The following is a 21,173-nucleotide window of genomic DNA, read 5'->3' as shown; positions in this document are numbered from 1 at the left end:
GCCGCCCTAGGGTCGTCGGACCATGCTCGGAACCACCACCGCCCCGCCCCCGGTCGACGCCACCGCCGACCGGGCCCCGCGCGCGCCTCTCGACCCCGCGCGCCGCCTCGACTGGCGGCGCCTGCGCGGCCCGGTCGCCGCCCTCGCGCTCGTCGCGCTCACCATCGCGTCGGTCGGCGCCGCGCTCGGCACCGTCGTCGCGGGCGACCTCGCCGAGCACCCGACGGCCGCCGGGCTGTGGCTGCTCGCGGCGTGCCTGGTGGGCGCCGCGCTGGTCGACACCGTCGGGCAGGTCGCGTGGGCCGGGGTCGTCGACCGCGCCGAGGGCCGGCTGCGCGGGGACCTGCTGAGCGCCGCGCTGCACCAGCCGCTCGGCACGCTCACGGAGCAGGCCGTCGGCGAGGTGCTGGACCGGGTCGACGACGACACGCACGCGGTCGGCACGCTCGTGCGCCGGCAGGTGTGGGGGCTGGGTCGCACGGTCGTCGGCTGCGTGCCGCTGTGGATCGTCGGCGGCCTGACCTGGTGGCCGGCCTGGGTGCTGTTCCCGCTGCTCGGCGGCGTCACCGTGCTCGTGGTGCGGCCGTCGCTGGGCGAGATCGCGCGCCGCAAGGTCGTCGAGGAGCGCGCGTGGACCGACAACGCCGCCGCGTTCGAGGAGGCCGTCGCGGCCCGGGACGACCTGCGGACCAGCCGGGGCCAGGCGTTCGCGGTGCGGCGGCTGGCCGAGGCCTCCGCCCTGGTGCACCGGATGCTCGACCGGGTCCTGGCCGTCGAGACCCGGATGACCGCGCGGGCGGGCACGCTGCTGCACGCGCTGCTCGCGGGCGTCGTCGTCGCCGGCGTCGTGCTGGCCGGCGCGGGCGACCTGTCCGTGGCGCAGCTCGTCACGCTCTTCCTGGTCACGGCGTCGTTCGTCGGGCAGTTCGACCAGCTCGCCCGGCACCTGCCCGACGTGCAGGAGGGCATCGGGGGGATCGTCCGGATCCGCGAGCTGCTCGGCACCGAGCCCGAGCCCGCCGGCGGTCGCGCCGTGCCCCCGGGGCCGCTCGACCTCGAGCTGCGCGACCTGCACTTCTCCTACGCCGAGGGCACCTTCGCCCTGCGCGGCGTCGACCTGCGGGTGCCCGCGGGGCAGACGGTCGCGCTCGTCGGGCGCACCGGGTCGGGCAAGTCGACGCTCGCGTCCCTGCTGTCCCGGGCGGTCGAGCCGGAGCCCGGCTCGGTGCTGCTCGGCGGCGTCGACGTGCGGGACCTCGACCTCCAGGCCCTGCGCGGCGCCGTCGGCGTGGTGACGCAGCGGACGGAGATCCTCGCCGGGACGCTGGCCGAGAACATCACGCTGTTCGCCGACGTCCCGCGCGCCGACGTCGAGGGCGCCGTGCGCGAGCTGCGGCTCACGGACTGGGTTGCCGGGCTGCCCGACGGGCTCGACACCCTGCTCGGCCCCGGCGGGACCTCGCTGTCCGCGGGGGAGGAGCAGCTGGTCGCGTTCGCGCGGCTGCTGGTCCGGGACGTGCAGGTGGTCGTGCTCGACGAGGCGACCGCCCGGATGGACCCGCTGACCGAGGCCCGGGTCGTCGCGGCGTCCGCGCGGCTGCTGGGCGGGCGGACCGGCGTCCTCGTCGCGCATCGGCTCGGCACCGTCGACCGGGCGGACCAGGTGGTCGTGCTGGACCACGGGCGCGTCGTGCAGCAGGGCCCCCGGTCCGTGCTCGCGCGGGCCGACGGGCCGTTCCGTGCCCTGCTCGAGGCGAGCCGGGTCGAGGGGCACGCGGACGCGCTCGACGCCGAGGGTGTCGACGCGACGGGCTCCGGGGTCGACGCGGCGTCCGGCGGGGTCGGCGCTGCGACCGGCGCGGTCGGCGCTGCGACCGGCGGCGCGGGGGCGGCGGGGGCGCGGGCCACCGAGGCGGTCGCGGACCTGGCGGGTCCCGCCGGGACCGGCGCTGAGGTCGGCGCCCGCCGGCGCACCGGCCCGCCGCCCGCGCTGCGCGACCCCGGGACCGGGCCCAGCCTGGCCCGGGGCATCGCGCACGCGCTCGTCGTCAAGCCCCGGTGGGGCCTGCTCGGCGGCCTGCTGTTCCTGCTGTCGAGCCTGTTCGCCGCGCAGGGGGCCGTCACCGGCTACCTGTGGGGCCACACCGTCGAGGGCCTGCGCGCGGGCGAGCCGACCACCGGCCTCGTCGTCGCGCTGGCCGTGACGCTGCTGCTCGTGGCGCCGTGCAGCTCCTTGGCGTTCCGGCTGTACCCGAAGTGGTGGATCGAGCTGCTGCTCCGGGTGCGGATGTCGGTGCTGGTCGGGCAGACCCGGCAGCACCGGCTGCGCCGCACCCCGCCGGGCGAGGTCGTCGCGCGCGCCCTCGACGCGGACCGGTTCGTGCAGTACGCCGACCGGTGGGTCGACCTCGTCAACGGCCTGGTGCTGGTGGCGGTCACGGCGGTGCTGAGCTGGTCGCTGCTCGCGGGCGGCGTGCTGCTCGCGGTGCTGGTCGTGAGCGCGGCCTGCGCGCTCGCCGGCCGCGGGGTCGCGGGGCGCTCGGCCACCCGCTCGGCCGCCGCGCGCGCGGGCTTCGGTCGGTCGCTCGTGTCCGCGCTCGACGCGGCCCGGACGGTCAAGCTCGCGGCGCGGACGCCGGAGGTGCACGCGCACCTGCGGCGGGTCGACGGCGGCCGGGTCGAGGCCGCGGTGTTCGAGCACCGGGTGCAGGCCGTGCTCGACGGCGTGCCGATCATCATGGTGCAGGTCGGCGCGGTCGTGGCCTGGGGCGCGCTGCTCGCCGGGGTCTGGGACCTCGCGAGCACGCTGCTGGTCGCCGGTGCCGTCGCCGGGTTCAACTGGTTCGGGGTCGTCGCGGGCGCGGTCGTCACCGAGGCGCCCGGCACCCGGTCCTGGCAGCGCGCCACCGCGTCGTTCGCCGCGGGCGCCGACCTGGTGGCCGAGACGCCCGGGGTCGACCTGCCGGCCGGGACCGCGCCGCTCCCCGGGCCGGACGCGCGGGACCGGCTCGACACCCTCGAGCTCCGCGGGGTCGGCGCCGTGCACGACGACGGCACGATCGGCGTCGCGGGCGTCGACCTCACGGTCGGCCGCGGCGAGCTGGTGCTGCTGCTCGGTCGGGTCGGCGCGGGCAAGTCGAGCCTGCTGTCGGCGCTCGCCGGGCTGATGGCGCACACCGGCCGGATCCGGTGGAACGGCGCCGACGTCGAGGACGCCGAGGCGTTCCTGCGGCCGGGCCGGGTGGCGCACGTGGCCCAGGTACCGCGGGTGCTGTCCGGGACGTTCGCCGAGAACGTCCGGCTCGACCACGAGCGCGCCGTGGCGGGCCCGCTCGACGCCGCCCGGATGACCGAGGACGTCGCCGAGGCGGGCGGGCCGGACGCGCTCGTCGGCCACCGCGGCGTGCGGCTCTCGGGCGGCCAGGTGCAGCGCCTGGCGCTCGCCAGGGCCCTGGCGACCGACGCGGAGCTGCTGCTCGCCGACGACGTGTCCAGCGCGCTCGACGCGAGCACGGAGATCGAGCTCTGGTCGGCCCTGCGGGAGCGCGGCACGACGGTGGTCGGCGCGACGTCGAAGCGGGCGGCGCTGGCGCGGGCGGACCGGGTCGTCGTGCTCGAGGAGGGCGCGGTGGCGGCGGTCGGGCCGTGGCGGGACCTCGCGGCGCGGTGGGGGCACCTGGCGGGCTGAGGCGGCGCGCGGGGGCGGGTCCGTCCGGGCGCGTGGAGGGCGCGCGGACCTGTGCGGGCCGCCGCCTCGCGTGGGGGCCGTCCCGGCCGTGCGGGCCGGGCGCCCGCGGCGGCGTCGGCTGCCCGCCGCGTGCGCCCGGCGTCCCCTCGCTAGGCTCGCCCGCGTGACCACGCTCATCGCCGAGGACCTGCTGCTCCTGCTCCTGGACGACGCGAAGGGCACCCCGACGTCGAGCTACGTCGACGTCGCGCTCGGCGGTGCGCTGCTGGTCGAGCTCGCGCTCGCCGAGGCCGTGCACGTCCGGGAGCGGACCAGCGTGTGGTCCGGCGCGAAGGTCGCCGTGACGCCGGGGGCCGCGGTGTCCGACCCGCTCCTGGCCGAGGCGCTGCGGCGCGTCGCCGAGCGGGAGCGTGCGGCCTCCGACCTGGTGACGCGGCTCGGCAAGGGCGCGCGGGACGCCCTCGCCACGAGGCTCGCCGAGCGCGGGATCCTGCGCCGCGAGGACGACAAGGTGCTCGGGCTGTTCCCGCGCACCCGGTGGCCCGAGGCCGACGGCCGGCACGAGGACGAGGTCCGCGCCCGGCTGACGGCGGTGCTGGTGCAGGGGCTCGACCCCGACCCGCGCACCGGGGCGCTGGTCGCGCTGCTGCACGCGGTCGGGGCGGCGCCGTCGGCCGTGGACCGCGGGGGAGTGCCGGCCCGGGACGTCCGCCGCCGCGCCAAGGACGTCGCCGAGGGCGCCTGGGCCGCGAAGGCGGTGCAGGACGCGATCACGGCGTCCACCGCGGCCATGACCGCGGCGATGGCAGCGACGACGGTCGCGGCGTCGGCCGGCAGCTGACCCGGCGCGAGTTCGCCGGTTGCGCGCGAGTTCGCCGGTTGCGCAGCGCCCTGGGCCGCGGAACCGGCGAACTCGGCGGGCGCGCCGGTCGCCGGCCCGCGCGTCACGCGCCCGGCGTGCGCTCCGGGAGCAGCTCCTCGATCGCGGCCACGACCTCCGGCGCGTCCGGGAGCACCCGCGGCCGGAACCGCCGCGCCCGCCCGTCCGGCGCGACGAGGAACTTCTCGAAGTTCCAGGTGATCCGCCCGGCCTTGCCCGCGTCGTCGGGGACCTCGTGCAGCGCCCGGTACAACGGGTGCGCGTGCCGCCCGTTCACCGGCGTCTTCTCCAGCATCGGGAACGTCGCGCCCCAGGTGGCGGAGCAGTACTCGGCGATGGCGTCGGACGAGCCGAGCTCCTGCAGGAACTGGTTGCTCGGCACGCCCACGACGGTGAACCCGCGCGCGCCGTACGACCGGTGCAGCGCCTCGAGCTGCTCGTACTGCGGCGCCAGGCCGCACCGGGACGCGACGTTGACCACGAGGGCCACGCGCCCGTCGGTCAGCGCGCCGAACGTGGTGTCCTCGCCGCGGAGGGTCCGGACCGGGATGTCGTCGATCTGCACGCCGCCCACCCTGCCACCAGCCCGCCGCGCGTGTCAGGACACGCGGCCCTGGATCAGCTTGTGCCAGTAGATCAGCGGCTCCAGGTACCGGTCGAACACGAGCAGGCTCGGGCGCGGCCGCGCGAGGTCCACGACGGGCAGCGAGGGCTCGGGGCGGCCGTCGCGGTCGAACTCCGCGAGCAGCAGCCGGCGCCGCGAGGTGGTCACGGGGGCGACCGAGTAGCCGTCGTAGCGGTGCATCGTGCGGCCGGTGCGGCGCGCCTGGATGTTGTGCGCCACGACCGGCACCTGCTTGCGCAGCGCCCCGCCCGACGGCAGCGTGCCGACGGTCGCGGCGTCGCCGAGGCCCCACACCCGCGGGTGCGCCACGTGCTGCAGGGTCTCCGGGTCGACGGCCACGAAGCCCTCGCTGTCCTCGGCCGCCAGGCCGCTCTCCGCGATCCAGCCGTACGCCCGGTGCGGCGGCGCGAGGTACAGCGCGTCGTACGCCAGCGACGACGCGCCCTCCGGCCCGTCGAGCGCCAGCGTCCGCCCCTCGGCGTCCACCGACCGCACCGTGGTCCCGGTCCGGACCCGCACGCCGTACCCGGCCGCCGCCGCCCGCAGCCGGCGGTCGGCGTCCGCGTGCCGGACCAGGTGCGGCCCCTCGACGAGCAGCTCGACCTCGACGTCGTCCAGGACCCCGGTGCGCCGCCACACGTCGACGGCCGCGAACAGCGGCTTCAGGCCGACGGGGGCGCAGGGCACGTGCCGGTCGGAGATCGCGAACACGGCACGGCCCGAGCGGAGCGACGACAGCATGGTCCAGGTCTTCTCGGCCTGCTCGGGCAGGTAGCTCGTCGCGGCGTGCGCGGTCGCCACCGCCTCGCGCGAGCCGGGCACCGCGTCCCAGTCGACCTCGGAGCCGGGGCACACCGCGAGGTCGCCGTAGCCGAGCTCGGTGCCGTCGGCCAGCAGGACCACCGACCGGGCCGGGTCCACGGACGACACGGTGCCCGCGTACCGCCGGACGCCCGACGGGACCACCTCGTCCTGCGGCCGGCGCAGGTCGGCGAGCGTCGCGGTGCCGGAGGCGACGTAGGAGAGCAGGGGGCGGTAGTGGTGCACCGACCGCGGCTCGACCACCGCCACGTCGCGGCAGCCGTCCCGCCGGAGCCGGCCGGCGAGCGACAGGCCGGCGTTGCCGCCGCCGATGACGAGCACGTCGTGCCGCCGGGGACCGTTCATCACTGCACCACGCTCCGCGCGTCGGGGACCGGACCCGGCCACGCTAGGCGAGCCGCCGCGACCCCGCCCGGCGGGCCGGTGCCGTCCCGCGGCCGGCGCCACGACCCGGACGCGGATGGACTTCTGAGGTAAGCCTTCGCTAATGTCCCGGTTCGTGCCCGTGAACCCCGCCGCGATGGCCGCCGCCGACGTCAGCATCGGCTACGGCGGCGACCCCGTCGTGACCGGCGCGAGCGTCGAGCTCGCCGCCGGCCGGGTGACCGCGCTGGTCGGCCCGAACGGCTCCGGCAAGTCGACCCTGCTGCGCGGCATGGCGCGCCTGCAGCGGCTGTCCGCCGGCCGGGTCACGGTCGAGGACGGGGACGCGCACGCGCTGTCCGCCCGCGACTTCGCCCGGCGGGTCACGCTGCTGGCGCAGTCCCGGCCCACGCCCGCCGGCATCACCGTCCGGGACGCGGTCGAGTTCGGCCGGCACCCGCACCGGCAGGGCTGGCGGGGCACCGACCCCGAGGGCCGGGCCGCGGTGGACCGCGCGCTGGCGCTCGCCGGGATCGCCGACCTCGCGGGCGACGACGTCGACGCGCTGTCGGGCGGCCAGGTGCAGCGGGTCTGGTTCGCGTCCGCGCTGGCCCAGGACACGGGCGTGCTCCTGCTCGACGAGCCGACCAACCACCTGGACCTGCGGTACCAGGTCGAGGTGCTCGAGCTCGTCCGGGAGCTCGCCGACGTGCACGGCGTCGCGGTCGGCGTGGTGCTGCACGACCTCGAGCAGGCCGCCGCCGTGGCGGACCGCGTGCTGGTGCTGCACGGCGGCCGCGTGGTCGCCGACGGCGCGCCCGAGGACGCGATGACCTCCGCACTGCTCAGCGAGGTCTACGACATCGACATCGTCGTGCGCACCGACGCGGGGACCGGGCACGTCAGCGTGCACGCGCCGCGGCTGCTGCTGCGGCGGCTCGACGGCCGCCGCGCGGAACCCGCCCGGTCGCCGCACCCCGCCCCGGTCGGCGCCTGACGGCGGTCGACCGCCCCGGAGCACGACCACCCCCGAGCACGACCACCGACCACCACCCGCCGCGCCTCCCCGCGGCCCAGGGCGCGACGCGCGGGCGCCCACCCCTCCCGCGCAGACACGAGGAACGATGACCACCCGACGCACGCTCACGGCGCTCGTCGCCGTCGGCGCGCTGGCCGCGCTGGCGGCCTGCGGCACCACCGACGAGCCGGCGACCGACGCCACGAGCGCGGCCGCGGCCGGCGGCCCGGTCTCGATCACGGACGACCGCGGCGAGACCGTCGAGCTGGACGCGCCCGCGACCCGCGTCGTGTCGCTGGAGTGGATGCAGACGGAGATGCTCACCTCGCTCGGGGTCACCCCGGTCGGCGCGGCGGACGTCGAGGGCTACACGTCCTGGGTCGGCACCGTCGTGCCGCTCGAGGGCGAGCCCGAGGACGTCGGCACCCGCGGCGAGCCCTCGGTCGAGGCCGTCGCCGGCCTGGAGCCGGACCTGATCATCGGCGTGACGTCGTCGATCCCGGAGGGCGCGCTCGAGCAGTTCGAGCGCATCGCGCCGGTGGCGCTGTTCGACGGCGCCGACGCGTCCGACCCGCTGGGCTACGTCGAGGAGACGTTCCGCAGCGTGGCCACCCTGGTCGGCGCGGAGGACGAGGCCGAGCAGATCGTCGCGGACACCGAGGCGCACATCGCCGACAACGCGCAGAAGATCGCCGACGCCGGCCTGGCGGGCACGCCCGTCGTGTTCGCCTCGCCGTACGCCGAGGGCGCGAACGTCACGGTCCGCATGCACGGCCCGCGCTCCGCGTTCCAGGCCGTCGCCGTCGCGATGGGCCTCGGCTCCGCCACGGAGGACCCGGGCGACGACGGGTACGGCCTGTCCTACGTCGACGTCGAGGGCCTGACCGCGCTGCCGGCCGAGACCCGCTTCCTCTACTGGGGCAACGACGACGAGGACGACGTCGTCGAGACCGTCCTCGCGGGCAACCCGGTGTGGCAGTCGCTGCCGTTCGTGCAGCAGGGCCACGTCTACCGCGCCGGCGTCGGGATCTGGGCCTACGGCGGCCCGGAGTCGCTGGCCGGCTGGTCGGACGACCTGGTCGCCCAGCTGACCGCCGAGTGACCCGCACCCGCACCGCCCACCCCTGAGGGACACCGTGACCACCTCGCCCCCCGCCACCGGCCCCGTCGCCGCCGCCGCGCCCCCTGCCGCGCCCGGCGCCGGACCGGCGGGCGGGGGGCGCGGTGCCGCCGGGGGCCTCGAGCCCTCGGCGCGGCGCCGGCCCGTCCGGCTGGTCGTCGCGCTCGGGCTGCTGGTCCTCTGGCTGGTCGCGGCCGCCGTCTGGCACCTGACCCAGGGCACCGCCGACGTCACGGTGGGCGAGCTGTGGCGGGCGCTCACCGGGCAGGGCGGGCTGGACCAGGCCGCCGCGGTGGTGACGGCCTCGCGCCTGCCCCGGCTGGCCGCGGGGGTGCTGGTCGGCTGCGCGCTCGGCGCGTCCGGCGCGGCGCTGCAGGGCGTCGCCCGCAACCCGCTCGCCGCGCCCGACACCCTGGCGGTCAACGCGGGCGCGCACCTGGCGGTCACAGCGGCCGCGGTGGTCGGGGCCTCGCTCGGGGCGCTGCCCGGCGTGGTCGTGGCGTTCGCCGGCGGGCTCGCCGCGGCGGGCGTCGTCATCGGGCTGTCCGGCGGCCCCGCCGCCTCGCCGGTGCGCCTCGTGCTCGCCGGCACCGCCATCACGCTCGGCCTGTCGTCGGTGACGCAGGCCCTGCTCGTGCTCTTCCCCTGGGAGACCCAGGGGCTGTTCGCCTGGGGCGCGGGCTCGCTCGGACAGAACGGCATGGGCACGGTCCGCGCGGTCGCGCCGGTGGTCGCCGTCGCGTTCGCGGGCCTGGTGCTGCTCGGCCGCCGGCTCGACCTGCTGGGCCTCGGCGACGACGCCGCGCGGTCGCTCGGCATCGACGTCGCCCGGACCCGGCTGGTCGGCGTGCTGCTCGCGGTGCTGCTCGCGACCTGCGCGGTGACGGTCACGGGCCCGATCGGGTTCGTCGGCCTGTGCGCGCCGCTGCTCGTGCGCCTGCTCGCCACCTGGGTCCGGCCGCTCGGCCGGCACCGGCTGCTGATCCCTGCCGCCGCGGTCGCCGGCACGGCCCTCGTGCTCACCGCCGACGTCGCGCTGCGCGCCGTGTTCGGCCCGATCTCCGGCGTCACGGTCCCGACCGGCGTCGTCACCAGCCTGATCGGCGCCGTCGCCCTGGTCGTGCTGGCCCGCCGGGCGCGCGCCGCGCTCGAGCCGGACACCCTCGTCACGCTGCGCGCTGGCAGCGCCCTGGCCCGCCGCGCGCCCGCGGTGCTGCTCGGCGCCGGCGTGCTCGCGCTGGTCGGCGTCGTCGTCGCGGGCGTGCTGCTCGGCGACTCGACGGTGCTGCTCGGCGACGTGGCGAACTGGCTCGCGGGCAAGGCGTCCGTGCGGCTGGACATCATCCTCGACTCCCGGGTGCCGCGCGTCGCGGCCGCCGTGCTCGCGGGCGCGTGCCTGGCCCTGGCGGGGGCGATGGTGCAGACCGTCACCCGCAACCCGCTGGCCGACCCCGGGGTGCTGGGAGTCTCGCACGCCGCGGGGCTCGGCGCGGTCGTCGTCATCGTGCTCACCACCGCCCCGTCGTTCGCGCTGATGTTCGCCGGCGCGCTGGTCGGCGCGGTCCTGGCGGGGCTGCTGGTGTTCGGCGCCACGGCCGGGACCGGCATGTCGTCCGGGCGGATGGTGCTGGTCGGCCTCGGCACCGGCGCCGCGGCGAGCGCGGTCACGACCCTGCTGCTGGTGCGCACCGACCCGTGGAACCAGACCAAGGCGATCACCTGGCTCGGCGGCTCGACGTACGGGGCCGGCACGCCGCAGCTGGTGCCGATGGCGGTCGCGCTGGCGATCGGCGTGCTCGTCGTCGCGCGCACGCACCGGGACCTCGACCTGGTGCAGGTGGACGACGTGACGCCCCGGGTGCTCGGCGTCGACCTGCCGCGGTCCCGGTCGCTGCACGTGGGCGTGGCCGTGCTGCTGACCGCCGCGGCGACCGCCGCGATCGGGCCGGTGGTGTTCGTCGGCCTCGTCGCGCCGCACGCCGCGCGGATGCTGATCGGCAAGCGGCACCGGTGGACGCTGCCGCTCACCGTCGTGCTCGGGGCGGCCCTGGTGTGCGTCGCGGACGTCGTCGGGCGCACGGCGATCGCGCCGGCGCAGCTGCCCGCGGGGCTGGTCACGGCCGTGGTCGGGACCCCGTACTTCCTCTGGCTGCTCTGGCGGATGCGGGCGACCTCGCGCCGCTGACGCCCGGCCGGGGCGGGCTCGGGTGGGCTCGGGTGGAGCGTTCTGCCGGACACGCCCGGGGTGTGTCGGGCAGAACGCTCCACCGCGGGGGTGGTGGTCGCCCGGTCAGGACCCGGGCCGCGGCTCCGGGGTGCCGTCGTCGCCCGCCGGGCCGCCGTCGCGGAGGCCCTGCTCGCGGGCGCGCAGGTCCGCCTCCCAGTCGCGCAGCATCCGCTCGTGCCGCTCGTCGGAGTCGCGCAGGCCGGCGAGGAACTCCGGGTCGTCGTCGGGCCCGGTCACGCGCGGGCGCTCGTACTCGGGGAAGCCCGCCGTCGCGGTGCTCGGCCAGGGCACGGACCGCGCGGCGGCGCCCCGAGCGGGCCGCCCGGCGACCAGCCACGCCACCCCGCCGACCAGCGGCAGGAAGACGATGAGCAGCACCCACGCGGCCTTCGGCAGGTTGCGCACCAGCGCCGAGTCCGTCTGGATGCAGTCGATCAGGCAGTAGACCAGCAGCGCGAGCTGGATCAGGACGGGCAGCACCCGGACCACGGCGGGACCCTTCGTCGGCGGGCCGGGGCGGGCGGGGCGGCCCCGGGACACCGGAGACGCTAGGGGAGCGGGGCCCACTCTGTCCGGCGAACCGGGCATCGTGCGCCGGCGGATCGCCCGTCTGAGTGGCGGCTGTGCGTCGCCGGGCGTACAAGGGTGCTCCGGACCCACGAACGGCAGGAGCCTGCGATGGCGCAGCGCACCCCTCGGCCCCGGCACGCCCCGGGGGGTGCCGGCCTGCGCGCCGCCGCCCCCGTCGCGGCCCTCGCGCTCGCGCTGGTGGGCGGGTCGGTGCCGGCCGCGTCCCCCGCCGCCGCGGCGGCCCCCGCCCCCGCGACGCCGCGCGCGCCCGCGACGCTGCCCGCGGCCGCGTTCCCCGAGGTCCCGGTGGGCGACGCCCGGTTCCCCGGGGGTGGCGGCGCGGCCCCGACCGGCGCCCCCGGCACGTCCACCAACCCCGTCAGCGCCGGGTTCGCCGACACGTTCGCCGACCCCGCGGTGATCCGCGGCCAGGACGGCTGGTGGTACGCCTACGGCACCACCGACCCGCTGCGCTCCGGGGAGGGCGCCCGGCACCTGCTGCCGGTGTCCCGGTCCGCCGACCTCGTCACCTGGGAGCACGTCGGCGACGCGTTCACCGAGGACACCCTGCCCGCGTGGGCCGACACCGACCCCGCGCACCCCGCCGCGCTGTGGGCCCCGGACGTGCGGTACGTCGACGGCGCGTACCGGCTCTACTACGTCGTCACCGAGACCACCCTGACCCCCGGCGCGGGCGACTCGGCGATCGGCGTCGCCACCGCGCCCACCCCCACGGGGCCGTGGACGGACGCCGGCGCCCCGGTCGTGGACCCCCGCCCCGGCGGCAGCGGCGCGCCCGACGACTTCCTGTGGACGTACGACCCGTCGCACGTCCTCGGGCCCGACGGCACGGAGCACCTGGTCTACGGCTCCTACTACGGCGGGATCTGGGTGACCGCGCTGGACGGCACCGGCACCCGTGCGGTCGGCGACCCGGTGCAGATCGCCGTCGACAACAAGTTCGAGGGCGCGTACGTCGTGCGGCGCGGGGAGTACTGGTTCCTGTTCGCGTCGACGGCGAACTGCTGCGCGGGCCCGACCACGGGCTACGCCGTGCAGGTCGGGCGCTCGACGTCGCTGACCGGGCCGTACGTCGACCGCGAGGGCGTCCCGCTGCTGCAGTCCCGCGCCGGCGGCACGCCGGTCCTCGCGCCGAACGGGAACGCGTGGGTCGGGACGGGCCACAACGCCGTCGTCACCGACCTCGCCGGGCGGGACTGGATCGTCTACCACGCGATCGACCGCGAGCAGCCCTACCTGGACGGCACCGACGGCATCAACCGGCGGCCGATGCTGCTGGACCGGCTGGACTGGGTGGACGGCTGGCCGGTGGTCCGGGCGGGCCGCGGCGCGTCCGACGACGCGCAGCCCGCCCCGGCGGCGGGCGGGCCCGCGGTCGCGGGGTTCGACGGCGGCATGGGCCCCCGCTGGCGCGGCGACGCCTGGCGGACGGTCGAGGGCGACCCGCAGGGCGGCGCGCACGCGGTGTCGGTCGGGGAGGGCGCACTGCTCACCCGCGCACGGCTGCCCGGGCCGGTCCGGGTGGAGGCCGACGTGCGGCTGAACCCGGGCGCGTCCGGCGGCGTGGTCGCCGGGTTCGGGCTCGGGCGCGGCGGCTCGACGGGCGGGTCCGCGGCGGCGCCGGGTCCGGCGGGGCTGCGCGGCGCCGCCCGGACGCCCAGCGGGGTGAGCGCGGTCCTCGACCCGGCGGCGGGCGAGCTCGTCCTCCGGTCCGGGTCGGCGCGCGCCGCCGTGCCGCTGCCCGCCGGGGTCGACTGGTCCACCTGGCACGCGGTCGCGCTCGAGGTCGAGGGCCGGCTCGCCCGCGCCGAGGTCAGCCAGGCCCGGCTCGGCGACCCGCTCGCGGTGGTCACGCTCGACCTGCCGCAGCGCCTCCGGCCGGGTGCCTCCGGCGCGGTCGCGCGCACCTCCGGCGTGCACGTCGACGACCTGAGCGCGGTGCCGCTCGCGCAGCCGGTCACGGACACCGAGCCGCTGCCGTCGACGGGTGAGCTGGTCGACGAGGTGACGTTCGACGCGGCGCCGGGCGGCACCGCCGGCGACCTCGGGCCGGGCTGGACCGCGGTGCGCGCCCCGCAGGTGACCGTCGCGGACGGGGCCCTGGTCTGGCCGGTCGAGCAGGCCGACCTGACCGGCACCGGGAACGACGCCGGCGTGCTGCTCCGGGACGTCCCCGACGGCGACTGGACCGCCGAGACCGCCGTGCAGGTCGACCTCGGCGCCGACGACGTCCGGAACTACCAGCAGGCCGGGATCGTCGCGTACGCGGGCGACGACGAGTTCGCCCGGCTGTCGCACGTCGCGATCTGGAACACCCGCCAGACCGAGTTCGGCCGCGAGACGCCGTACGCGGGCCGGCTGTCCTACGGCGGGACGATCGTGGGCCCGCCGGGCGACACCACCTGGCTCCGGCTCGTGCACCGCACCGACGACGCGGGGGAGCACGAGGTGCGCGCGCTCACCAGCACCGACGGGACGACCTGGGTGGGCGGCGGCGTGTGGACGTTCCCGCCGGGCACCGACCTGCGGGTCGGGCTGGTCGCGCACGGCTGGGACGGGGTGGCGCCGCGCGCGACGGCGCGGTTCGACCACCTGCGGGTGTGGGCGGGCTGACGCCGGGCCGGGCCGGGGCGGACGCGGGCGGGCGGACGCCGCGGGCGGGCGACACTGGGTCCGTGCACGACGACCCCGGCCCGGACCCCGCGCCCGACGACGACCCCTGGACCGCCCTCGCCGACGACTGGGCCGCGTCCTGGGGCGCCGTCGCCGACCCGGCGCGCGCGGCGCTGCTGGACGCCGTGGGCGCCGGCCCCGGGACCCACCTGCTGGACGTGGGCTGCGGCACCGGCGAGCTGCTGGCGGCCGCGGCGGCCCGGGGCGCGACCCCGGCGGGCGCCGACGTCGCGCCGGGGATGGCCGCGCGTGCCCGGCGGTGCGCCCCGGAGGCCGACGTCCGGGTCGCGGACGCCGAGGACCTGCCCTGGCCGGACGGTGCGTTCGACGTCGTCGCGGCGGTGAACGTGCTGCACCTGGCGGACGACCCGGCGGCCGCGGTGGCGGAGGCGGCGCGGGTGCTGGCGCCCGGCGGGCTGCTCGCCGTGTGCGGCTGGGCGGAGCGGGACCGGTGCGAGCTCGACGCGGTCGAGGCGGCGCTGGCGGCGGACGACGGCGAGCAGCCCGGCCCCGAGGGGCCGCTGCGCCGGGAGGCGCCGGTGCGCGCGCTGCTGGCCGGCGCCGGGCTGGCCGTCGAGCACGTCGCGCTGGTGGACGTGCCGTGGTCCGCGCCGGACGCGGGCGCGCTGGTGCGCGGGCTGCTGCTCGGCGAGGACGCCGCGGGGCTCGCCGACCGGGGACCGGTGGTGGTCGCGGCTGCGGCGCCGTTCCGGCACGCGGACGGCTCGTACCGGTTCCGGAACGCGTTCCGGCTCGTGGTCGCCCGCCGACCGGGCTGACTGGAACGCGGTGACCGACACGCCGACGGCGTGTCGGTCACGACGTTCCACCGTGGAGGGGTCGGCGCGGGGCCGGCGGGCGGGGTCGGGCGGGCCCGGGTCAGGCGGTGGCCGCGAGCGCGTCGAGGTCGCGGACCGCGTACCGGTGGTGCTCCCACTCCTCCTCGAGGACCGTGTGCAGGCAGGACAGCACGGTCTCCTGGTGCTCGGGGGCCCACGGGTTCGGGCGGGTCCCGTCCAGGTCCTGGTCGGTGACGCCCGCCAGGTAGTCGCGGACCATCGAGACCCGCTCGGCGCGCACGGCCAGCACGTCGTCCCACGCGGGGGTGCCGGCCGCGAACACCGCGGGGTCGTGCCCGTCGGGGGCGTACTCCTCGTTCGGCTGGCCGAGCGGGTGGTACGGGCGCTCGACCCCGAGCACGGCGCCGCGCAGCCAGGTGTCGGTCGCCATGACCAGGTGCCGGACCGTCTGGGCGAACGACCACTCGCCGTCGACCTGCACGTCCACGGTCCCCGGCGGCAGCGCGGCCACGCGGGCGAGGGTCGCCGCCCAGGTCGCCTCGACCGCGGCCCAGGCCGCCCGGAGGCCGTCGGGGTGCGCGGCGCGCCGCAGGGCCCGGCCGGGGAACCGCCGGTCCAGCTCGGCGTCGACGTACGGCGCGACGTCGACCCCGTTGACCAGGAGCGAGCCGCCGTCCAGCAGCCAGGGTGCGTCGATGTCGCCGCCGTCGATCTCGACGCCGCGCATGACGACGCCCGACAGGTCGGCGCGGATCAGGCGGGCGCCGCGCAGGTCGGCCTCGACGAGGCGCGCCCCGCGCAGGTCGTGCCGGTCGGTGCTGGTCATGTCGTCCCCCTGGTGCGGCTGGCCGGGCGACCAGTCAAGGCCCTGGACGGTCCGGCGCGCCAGCCCCGGGCCCGTGTCAGCCCGCCGCGTGCTCCCGCAGGAACGCCCGCACCGCCGCCGCGGCCTCCGCGCTGTCCAGGTGCAGCCCGTGCCGCGCCCCGGCCACGGCGATGAGCCGCGCGCCCGGCACCGCCGCCGCCAGCCGCTCCGCGGACGCGAGGGCCGCCAGCCGGTCGTCGGTCCCGTGCACGACGACCGTGGGGGCGACGACCGCCCCGAGGGCGGGGAGCGCGGCGTGCTCCGTGCTGGCCCGGTACAGCGCGCGCAGCGTCGGCCGGCCGGCGTCGAGCGCGAAGAACGCCCGCACCTCATCGGGGTGCGCGGCGGCCCAGGCGTCGTCGAAGAACAGCCGGGTGCGCGCCGCGGCGTCCCCGCCGCGGCCGCCGAGCAGCAGCCGGTGCGCCTCCGCGTCCCGCGGCACCCCGTCGCCGGCCCCGGCGCTCGTCGCGAGCAGCACCAGCGACGCCACCCGGTCCGGCGCGTCCACGGCGAGCCACTGGGCGATCTTGCCGCCCATCGAGTGCCCGACCACCTGGGCCCGGTCCACGCCCGCCGCGTCGAGCACCGCGCGGACGTCCCGGGCCAGGTCGCGGGTCGTCAGGTCGTCCGGGACGCGGCCGCCCGGGCCGGGCGCGGTGCCGGCGACGCCGCGCTGCTCGGTGCGCAGCACGCGGAACTCGGTCGCGAGGTCCGCCGCGACGCGGTCCCAGCCGGCCATCGCGGTCGCCTGGCCCTGGAGCAGCAGGACCGGGCTGCCGGCGCCCTCCTCGCGCCAGCGCAGCGGCGTGCCGTCGTCGGCGGTCGCGGTGCGGTCGGCGGCGTCGGGCGGGGGTGCGGCGGTCACCCGCGCGACGGTAGCCGAGACCGCCCGCGGCCGAACGGGTAAGCCGGCCCGCGCGCGGCCGCCGCCGTTCGGGTGAGCGCTTGCCGGCGGGCCCGGGCGACGCCTGGCACGTCACCGAGTTCACCCGGTCGCGCGGGCGCGCGCGGGACGCGGACACGGGACCATCGGGCCATGCCGACGGTGGAGCAGACGCCGCACGGGGACCTGCGTCCGCAGCTCGCCGTGGCGCTGCTCGTCGTCTCGGTCCTGACGGCGGTCGGCGGCCTCACGCCCGTCGACCCGCAGACGCCGACGGCCCGCTGGGCGGTCGCCGCCGCGGCGTACGCCGTCCTGGCCGTGCTCGCGGTGACCCTGCCCGCGCACCCGACCAGCACCGAGGTGGTGCTGGTCGCCGGCATCGTCGTGGCGGGGGGCGTGCTCGCGAGCTGCCGCGCGACCGAGGGCGTGGTCGTCCTGGCGCTCGGTGTGATCCTGGCGGGGCAGCTCGCCGCGTACGTGCTGGACACCCGGCGCGCGGCGGTCGTGGTGGCCGCCGCGGCCTCGACCATCGCGGTGGGGGCGTGGCTGGCCGTCGCCCCGGTGCACGCGACCAACATCGTCAGCATGGCGACGCTGTGCGTGCTGTCCTGCGTGCTGCTCGGCTGGCAGGGGCACCGGCTGCGGCAGGCGGGCGGCACCGACCACCTGACGGGGGCGCTGACCCGCGGGCCGTTCTACGAGCGGCTCGACGCCGCCCTGGTGCGCGCGCGCCGGCGCGGCGAGCCGCTGGGCGTGGTCGCGCTCGACATCGACGACTTCCGGCAGGTCAACGACACGCACGGGCACCTGGGCGCCGACGACCTCATGGCCGACCTGGTCGCGCACTGGCACGCGGAGCTCGACCGCGCGGGGTTCGTCGGGCGGCTCGGCGGCGACGAGTTCGTCGCGGTGCTGCCCGGGCACGACGAGGCGGCGGCGCGCCGGTGGGCCGCGCTGGCGTGCGCGTGGACCCCGCTGCCGTGCAGCGCGGGCGTGGCGGTGCACGAGCCGGGCGACGCCCCGCGGGACCTGCTGGCGCGCGCCGACGCCGACCTCTACGCGGACAAGCGCGACCGCAAGGCGACCACCCGCGCGTAGGGCGCCGCGCCGCCAGCGCGCTCCTTGCGCGCGAGCCCGCCGGCTCCGCGGGGTCGTGAGGTGCGCGACCGGCGAGCTCGCGCGAGCCCGCGCGCGGGGCGGGCCGCGAGCCCGCGCGCGGGGCGGCCGCGGGCCCGCGCACCGGGCGGTCAGCGTGCCAGACGCTCGACCGCGCCGGCGAACACCGGGGGCAGGCGCACCGCCGCCGGGACCAGCGCGCCGCGCAGCGGGGAGGTCGCCACCGCGACCAGCGTCGAGGTGAGCAGCCGGTAGTCCCGGGTGGCGGCGGCCCACGCGCGCTCGTAGCCCGCGGGGTCGTCCAGGTGCGCGACCGCCGCGACCGCCTGGGCGAAGCCGAGCCGCAGCCCCTCGCCGGTGAGCGCGTCCACGTAGCCCGACGCGTCGCCGACCAGCAGCACCCGCCCCGCGGTCCGCGCGCGGGTGCGCTGCCGGAGGGGACCCGCGCCGCGGTCGGCGGCGTCGACCGGGGCGCCGGCCAGCCGGGCGGCGAGCGCGGGCATCGCGGCCAGCTCGGCGTCGACGTCGAGCGGCGCCGGCCCGAGCAGGGCGACGCCGACCAGGTCGGGGGCGACCGGGGTCACGTACGCCTCGGCGCGCCGGCCCCAGTGCACCTCGACCAGGTCGGTCCACGGGGCGACGCGGTAGTGCCGGCGGACGCCGAACCGGCGCGCCGCGCGGGCCCGGGCGCCGCGCGCGCCGGCCTCGCCCGCACCCGCCGATCCGCCCGCGCCGCCCGCGCCGCCCGCCGTCCCGCGCCCGCCTGCCGCCCCCGACCCGCCCGCGCCGCCCCGCGGCCCGTCCGCCAGCCCCGCGAGCCGCCGGACCGTCGAGTGCAGCCCGTCGCACCCCAGCAGCCACCGCGCCCGGACGCCGGCGGCGGTCACGCCGGACCCGTCCTGCGCGAGGTCGCCCACTCGGGCCGTGAGCCGCTCGACCCCCGCCGCCGCGGCCCGGTCCGCGAGCGCTGCGTGCAGCACCGTCCGGCGCACCCCGCGGCCGGGCGACCCGGCGAACCGGTGCTCGGCGCGCAGCTCGTCCCGCACGTACGCGATGCCGGCGAGCGGCCGCCCCGCGGGGTCGACGTCCCAGCGCCGGAGCAGGTCGACGGCCCGCGGCATGAGGCCCTCGCCGCACGCCTTGTCGACGGGCGTCCCGCGGGGCTCGACCACGAGCGCGGACAGCCCGGCGCGGCGCGCCTCCAGGGCCGCCGCGAGCCCGACGGGGCCGCCGCCGACGACCAGCACGTCGACGTCGGGCGTCCCGGTCACCGGCCCGGCGCGGGCACGGGGTCGCCGCCGCCCGTCGCGGCCGCCAGCGCGCGCTCCTCGGCGGGGATCCGGAACCCGAGCAGCAGCACCGCGTTCAGGACGGTGAACGCCAGCGCGGTCACCCAGGCGGTGTGCACGAGCGGCAGCGCGATGCCCTCGACGACCACGGCGACGTAGTTGGGGTGCGGGATCCACCGGTACGGCCCGCGGTCCACGAGCGGCAGGCCCGGCACGACGATGACCCGGGTGTTCCACCGCGGGCCGAGCGTCGCGATGCACCACCAGCGCAGCGCCTGGCTCGCCAGCACGAGGACCAGCGCGGGCCAGCCGAGCCAGGGGAGGAACGGGCGGTCGGCGAGGTGCGCCTCCAGGACGCACGCGAGCAGCAGACCGGTGTGCAGCGCGACCATCGGCGGGAAGTGCCCGCGCCCCGACTCGACGCCGCCGCGGGCGAAGGACCAGCGGGCGTTCCGCGAGGAGACGACGAGCTCGGCCAGCCGCTCCAGCGCCGTGAGCGCCACCAGCACGTCGAACCACGCCAGCGGGCTCATGCGGCCACCCCCGACCAGCGCAGCGCGACCAGCTCGGCGCCCACCCCGGGCCCGAACGCGAGGACCGCCCCCAGCGCCCCCGGGTCCGGCGGCGGCCCGGCGAGGACGTCGGCCAGCACGTGCAGCACGGCGGCCGACGACAGGTTCCCGGCACGGGCGAGCGCGGCGCGGGACCCGGCGAGCGCGTCGGGCCCGAGGCCGAGCGCGCCCTGCACGCCGTCGAGGATCTTGGGCCCGCCCGGGTGCACCACCCAGCGCGCGACGTCGGCGACGCCGGCGCCCAGCGGCGCGAGCAGCGCCTCGACGTCCGGGGCGGCGTGCGCGGCGACCGTGTCGGCCATGCCGCCGGACAGCACGATGCGGAACCCCGAGCCGCCGACCTGCCAGCCGAGGTCGTTCTCGGTGCCCGGGTAGAGCGCGCTGCGGGCGCCGACCACCGCCGGGCCGTCCAGGCCCAGCGCCGCGGCGCGCCGGTCGCCCAGCAGGACGGCCGCGGCGGCGCCGTCGCCGAACAGCCCGCTCGCGACCAGGTTGGCGGTCGAGTCGTCGTCGTGCTGCAGGGTGAGCGAGCAGAGCTCGACCGACAGCAGCACCGCGACCTCGTCGGGGTGGCCGGCCAGGTGGTCGTCGACGCGCGCCAGCCCGGCGGCGCCGCCCGCGCAGCCGAGCCCGAAGCTCGGGACCCGCCGCACGTCGGGCCGCATCCCGAGCCGGCCGACCAGGAGCGCGTCGAGCGACGGCGCGGAGACGCCCGTGACGGTGGTGAAGAACAGGTGGTCCACGTCGGCCGGGCGGAGCCCCACGGCGCGCAGGGCGTCGGCCACGGCGCGGGCGGCCAGCTCCAGGCCCTCGCGCAGGAACACGTCGTTGGTCTCGCCGAACGAGGTCAGCCCCGCGTACTTCTCGAGCGGCAGCGCGGTGTGCCGCGTCGTGATGCCGCTGGACGCGTGCACCCGCTCCAGCAGGGCCCGCCGCCGGGGGTCCCGGGTCACCAGCCCCGCCACCTCCGCCGTGATCTCGGCCTGCGGGTAGACGTGCTCGGGGAGCGCGGGGGCGACGGCCGCGATGCGGGACATGCCCCGATGCTGCCCTCCGACCCTCGCGTCCGCGACCGGTCGGGGGGTGGTCGGTCCCGACCGCCCCGCCGCGCTGGTCACCCCTGCACCACCAGCAGCACGACGGCGACGGCGGCGACCGCCATCGCCGCGCCGAACGGCCACCGGCTGGCGGGCCGGGCGAGCGCGACGGCGACGCCCGACGCGGCGAGCGCCGCCGCCAGGGCGAGCCCCGCCGCGGCCACCGCACCCGGTGCCCCGGGCGGGCCGAGCGCCACGACGGCCACGGCCAGGAGCAGCACCCCCGCGGCGGCGAACGCGGTCCGCCTCCGGCCGAGCCGGTGCGGCAGCCCGCGGACCCCGGTCGCGGCGTCGTCCTCCAGGTCGGGCAGCACGTTCGCGAGGTGCGCGCCGACCCCGAGGAGGGCGCCGCCCGCGGTCACCCACCACGGCGCGAGTGCCGCGCCGCCGGGCACGCCCAGGGTCGCGACCGACGGGAGCCCGCCGAACGCGACCGCGTAGGGCAGCCAGGACCAGGGGGTGGACTTGAGCCGCGCGTTGTACGCCCAGGCGGCCCCGACCAGCGCGAGGTGCAGCAGCGCGGCGGCGGGGCCGAGGGCGAGCG

The 21,173-nt window shown here is 78.8% G+C and carries 17 protein-coding genes; 8 read left to right on the top strand and 9 right to left on the bottom strand.

The window, feature by feature from the left end:
• The first annotated feature begins 22 nt into the window (after positions 1-22).
• Together VER05_RS11435 and VER05_RS11430 are read left to right on the top strand one after the other, a co-directional pair.
• A complete protein-coding gene (locus VER05_RS11435) occupies positions 23-3,688 on the top strand; it encodes an ABC transporter ATP-binding protein (protein ID WP_324845480.1) in 3,666 nt (1,221 codons plus the stop codon).
• Positions 3,689-3,851: 163 nt separating this feature from the next.
• Positions 3,852-4,529: a GOLPH3/VPS74 family protein gene (locus VER05_RS11430; protein ID WP_324845479.1), complete on the top strand. Its 678-nt coding sequence runs from the start codon at positions 3,852-3,854 to the stop codon at positions 4,527-4,529.
• 103 nt (positions 4,530-4,632) lie between these two features.
• Here the strand turns inward: VER05_RS11430 and VER05_RS11425 are convergent, their stop codons facing one another.
• Together VER05_RS11425 and VER05_RS11420 are read right to left on the bottom strand one after the other, a co-directional pair.
• Positions 4,633-5,133 carry a glutathione peroxidase gene (locus VER05_RS11425; RefSeq protein ID WP_324845478.1) on the bottom strand — a complete coding sequence of 167 codons (501 nt, stop codon included), beginning with the start codon at positions 5,131-5,133 and terminating at the stop codon, positions 4,633-4,635.
• A gap of 33 nt (positions 5,134-5,166) precedes the next feature.
• Positions 5,167-6,360: an NAD(P)/FAD-dependent oxidoreductase gene (locus VER05_RS11420; protein WP_324845477.1), complete on the bottom strand. Its 1,194-nt coding sequence runs from the start codon at positions 6,358-6,360 to the stop codon at positions 5,167-5,169.
• 142 nt (positions 6,361-6,502) lie between these two features.
• Here VER05_RS11420 and VER05_RS11415 point away from each other — a divergent pair, with 142 nt between their 5' ends.
• From VER05_RS11415 to VER05_RS11405, 3 genes are all read left to right on the top strand, one after another.
• Positions 6,503-7,375, top strand: a complete 873-nt coding sequence (locus VER05_RS11415; protein ID WP_324845476.1) for an ABC transporter ATP-binding protein — start codon at positions 6,503-6,505, stop codon at positions 7,373-7,375.
• A gap of 127 nt (positions 7,376-7,502) precedes the next feature.
• Entirely contained in the window at positions 7,503-8,498 is a 996-nt protein-coding gene (locus VER05_RS11410; RefSeq protein WP_324845475.1) for an iron-siderophore ABC transporter substrate-binding protein, read from the top strand.
• 34 nt (positions 8,499-8,532) lie between these two features.
• Positions 8,533-10,701: an iron ABC transporter permease gene (locus VER05_RS11405; protein ID WP_324845474.1), complete on the top strand. Its 2,169-nt coding sequence runs from the start codon at positions 8,533-8,535 to the stop codon at positions 10,699-10,701.
• Between the two features lie 105 nt (positions 10,702-10,806).
• Here the strand turns inward: VER05_RS11405 and VER05_RS11400 are convergent, their stop codons facing one another.
• A complete protein-coding gene (locus tag VER05_RS11400; RefSeq protein WP_324845473.1) occupies positions 10,807-11,232 on the bottom strand; it encodes a PLD nuclease N-terminal domain-containing protein in 426 nt (141 codons plus the stop codon).
• Positions 11,233-11,421: 189 nt separating this feature from the next.
• Here VER05_RS11400 and VER05_RS11395 point away from each other — a divergent pair, with 189 nt between their 5' ends.
• Positions 11,422-13,947, top strand: coding sequence for a family 43 glycosylhydrolase (locus tag VER05_RS11395; protein WP_324845472.1), 2,526 nt, complete (start codon positions 11,422-11,424; stop codon positions 13,945-13,947).
• 62 nt (positions 13,948-14,009) lie between these two features.
• Positions 14,010-14,786 (top strand): class I SAM-dependent methyltransferase, encoded by a 777-nt coding sequence (locus VER05_RS11390; RefSeq protein WP_324845471.1) that lies wholly within the window; start codon positions 14,010-14,012, stop codon positions 14,784-14,786.
• 100 nt (positions 14,787-14,886) lie between these two features.
• On the opposite strand, the gene VER05_RS11385 is transcribed toward VER05_RS11390, so the two are convergent.
• Together VER05_RS11385 and VER05_RS11380 are read right to left on the bottom strand one after the other, a co-directional pair.
• Positions 14,887-15,633 (bottom strand): DinB family protein, encoded by a 747-nt coding sequence (locus VER05_RS11385; RefSeq protein WP_324845470.1) that lies wholly within the window; start codon positions 15,631-15,633, stop codon positions 14,887-14,889.
• Positions 15,634-15,709: 76 nt separating this feature from the next.
• The gene (locus tag VER05_RS11380; RefSeq protein WP_324845469.1) at positions 15,710-16,537 is read right to left on the bottom strand and encodes an alpha/beta hydrolase; all 828 of its coding nucleotides are present in this window, start codon (positions 16,535-16,537) and stop codon (positions 15,710-15,712) included.
• 171 nt (positions 16,538-16,708) lie between these two features.
• Between VER05_RS11380 and VER05_RS11375 the strand changes: the two genes are divergently transcribed.
• A complete protein-coding gene (locus VER05_RS11375; RefSeq protein WP_324845468.1) occupies positions 16,709-17,653 on the top strand; it encodes a GGDEF domain-containing protein in 945 nt (314 codons plus the stop codon).
• Positions 17,654-17,802: 149 nt separating this feature from the next.
• Here the strand turns inward: VER05_RS11375 and VER05_RS11370 are convergent, their stop codons facing one another.
• From VER05_RS11370 to VER05_RS11355, 4 genes are all read right to left on the bottom strand, one after another.
• Positions 17,803-18,942, bottom strand: coding sequence for an NAD(P)/FAD-dependent oxidoreductase (locus VER05_RS11370; RefSeq protein ID WP_324845467.1), 1,140 nt, complete (start codon positions 18,940-18,942; stop codon positions 17,803-17,805).
• Positions 18,939-19,493, bottom strand: a complete 555-nt coding sequence (locus VER05_RS11365) for an isoprenylcysteine carboxyl methyltransferase family protein (protein WP_324845466.1) — start codon at positions 19,491-19,493, stop codon at positions 18,939-18,941. Before VER05_RS11365 ends, VER05_RS11370 begins: the two co-directional genes overlap by 4 nt.
• Positions 19,490-20,569 (bottom strand): type III polyketide synthase, encoded by a 1,080-nt coding sequence (locus VER05_RS11360; protein WP_324845465.1) that lies wholly within the window; start codon positions 20,567-20,569, stop codon positions 19,490-19,492. The genes VER05_RS11365 and VER05_RS11360 overlap by 4 nt, the downstream gene beginning before the upstream one ends.
• Before the next feature lie 77 nt (positions 20,570-20,646).
• The coding region (locus tag VER05_RS11355; protein ID WP_324845464.1) for a UbiA family prenyltransferase at positions 20,647-21,173 on the bottom strand (527 nt) is incomplete at its 5' end.

This window comes from Cellulomonas sp. (assembly GCF_035634735.1).
Classification (GTDB): domain Bacteria; phylum Actinomycetota; class Actinomycetes; order Actinomycetales; family Cellulomonadaceae; genus Cellulomonas.
This window is presented reverse-complemented; position numbering and strand designations above follow the sequence as displayed.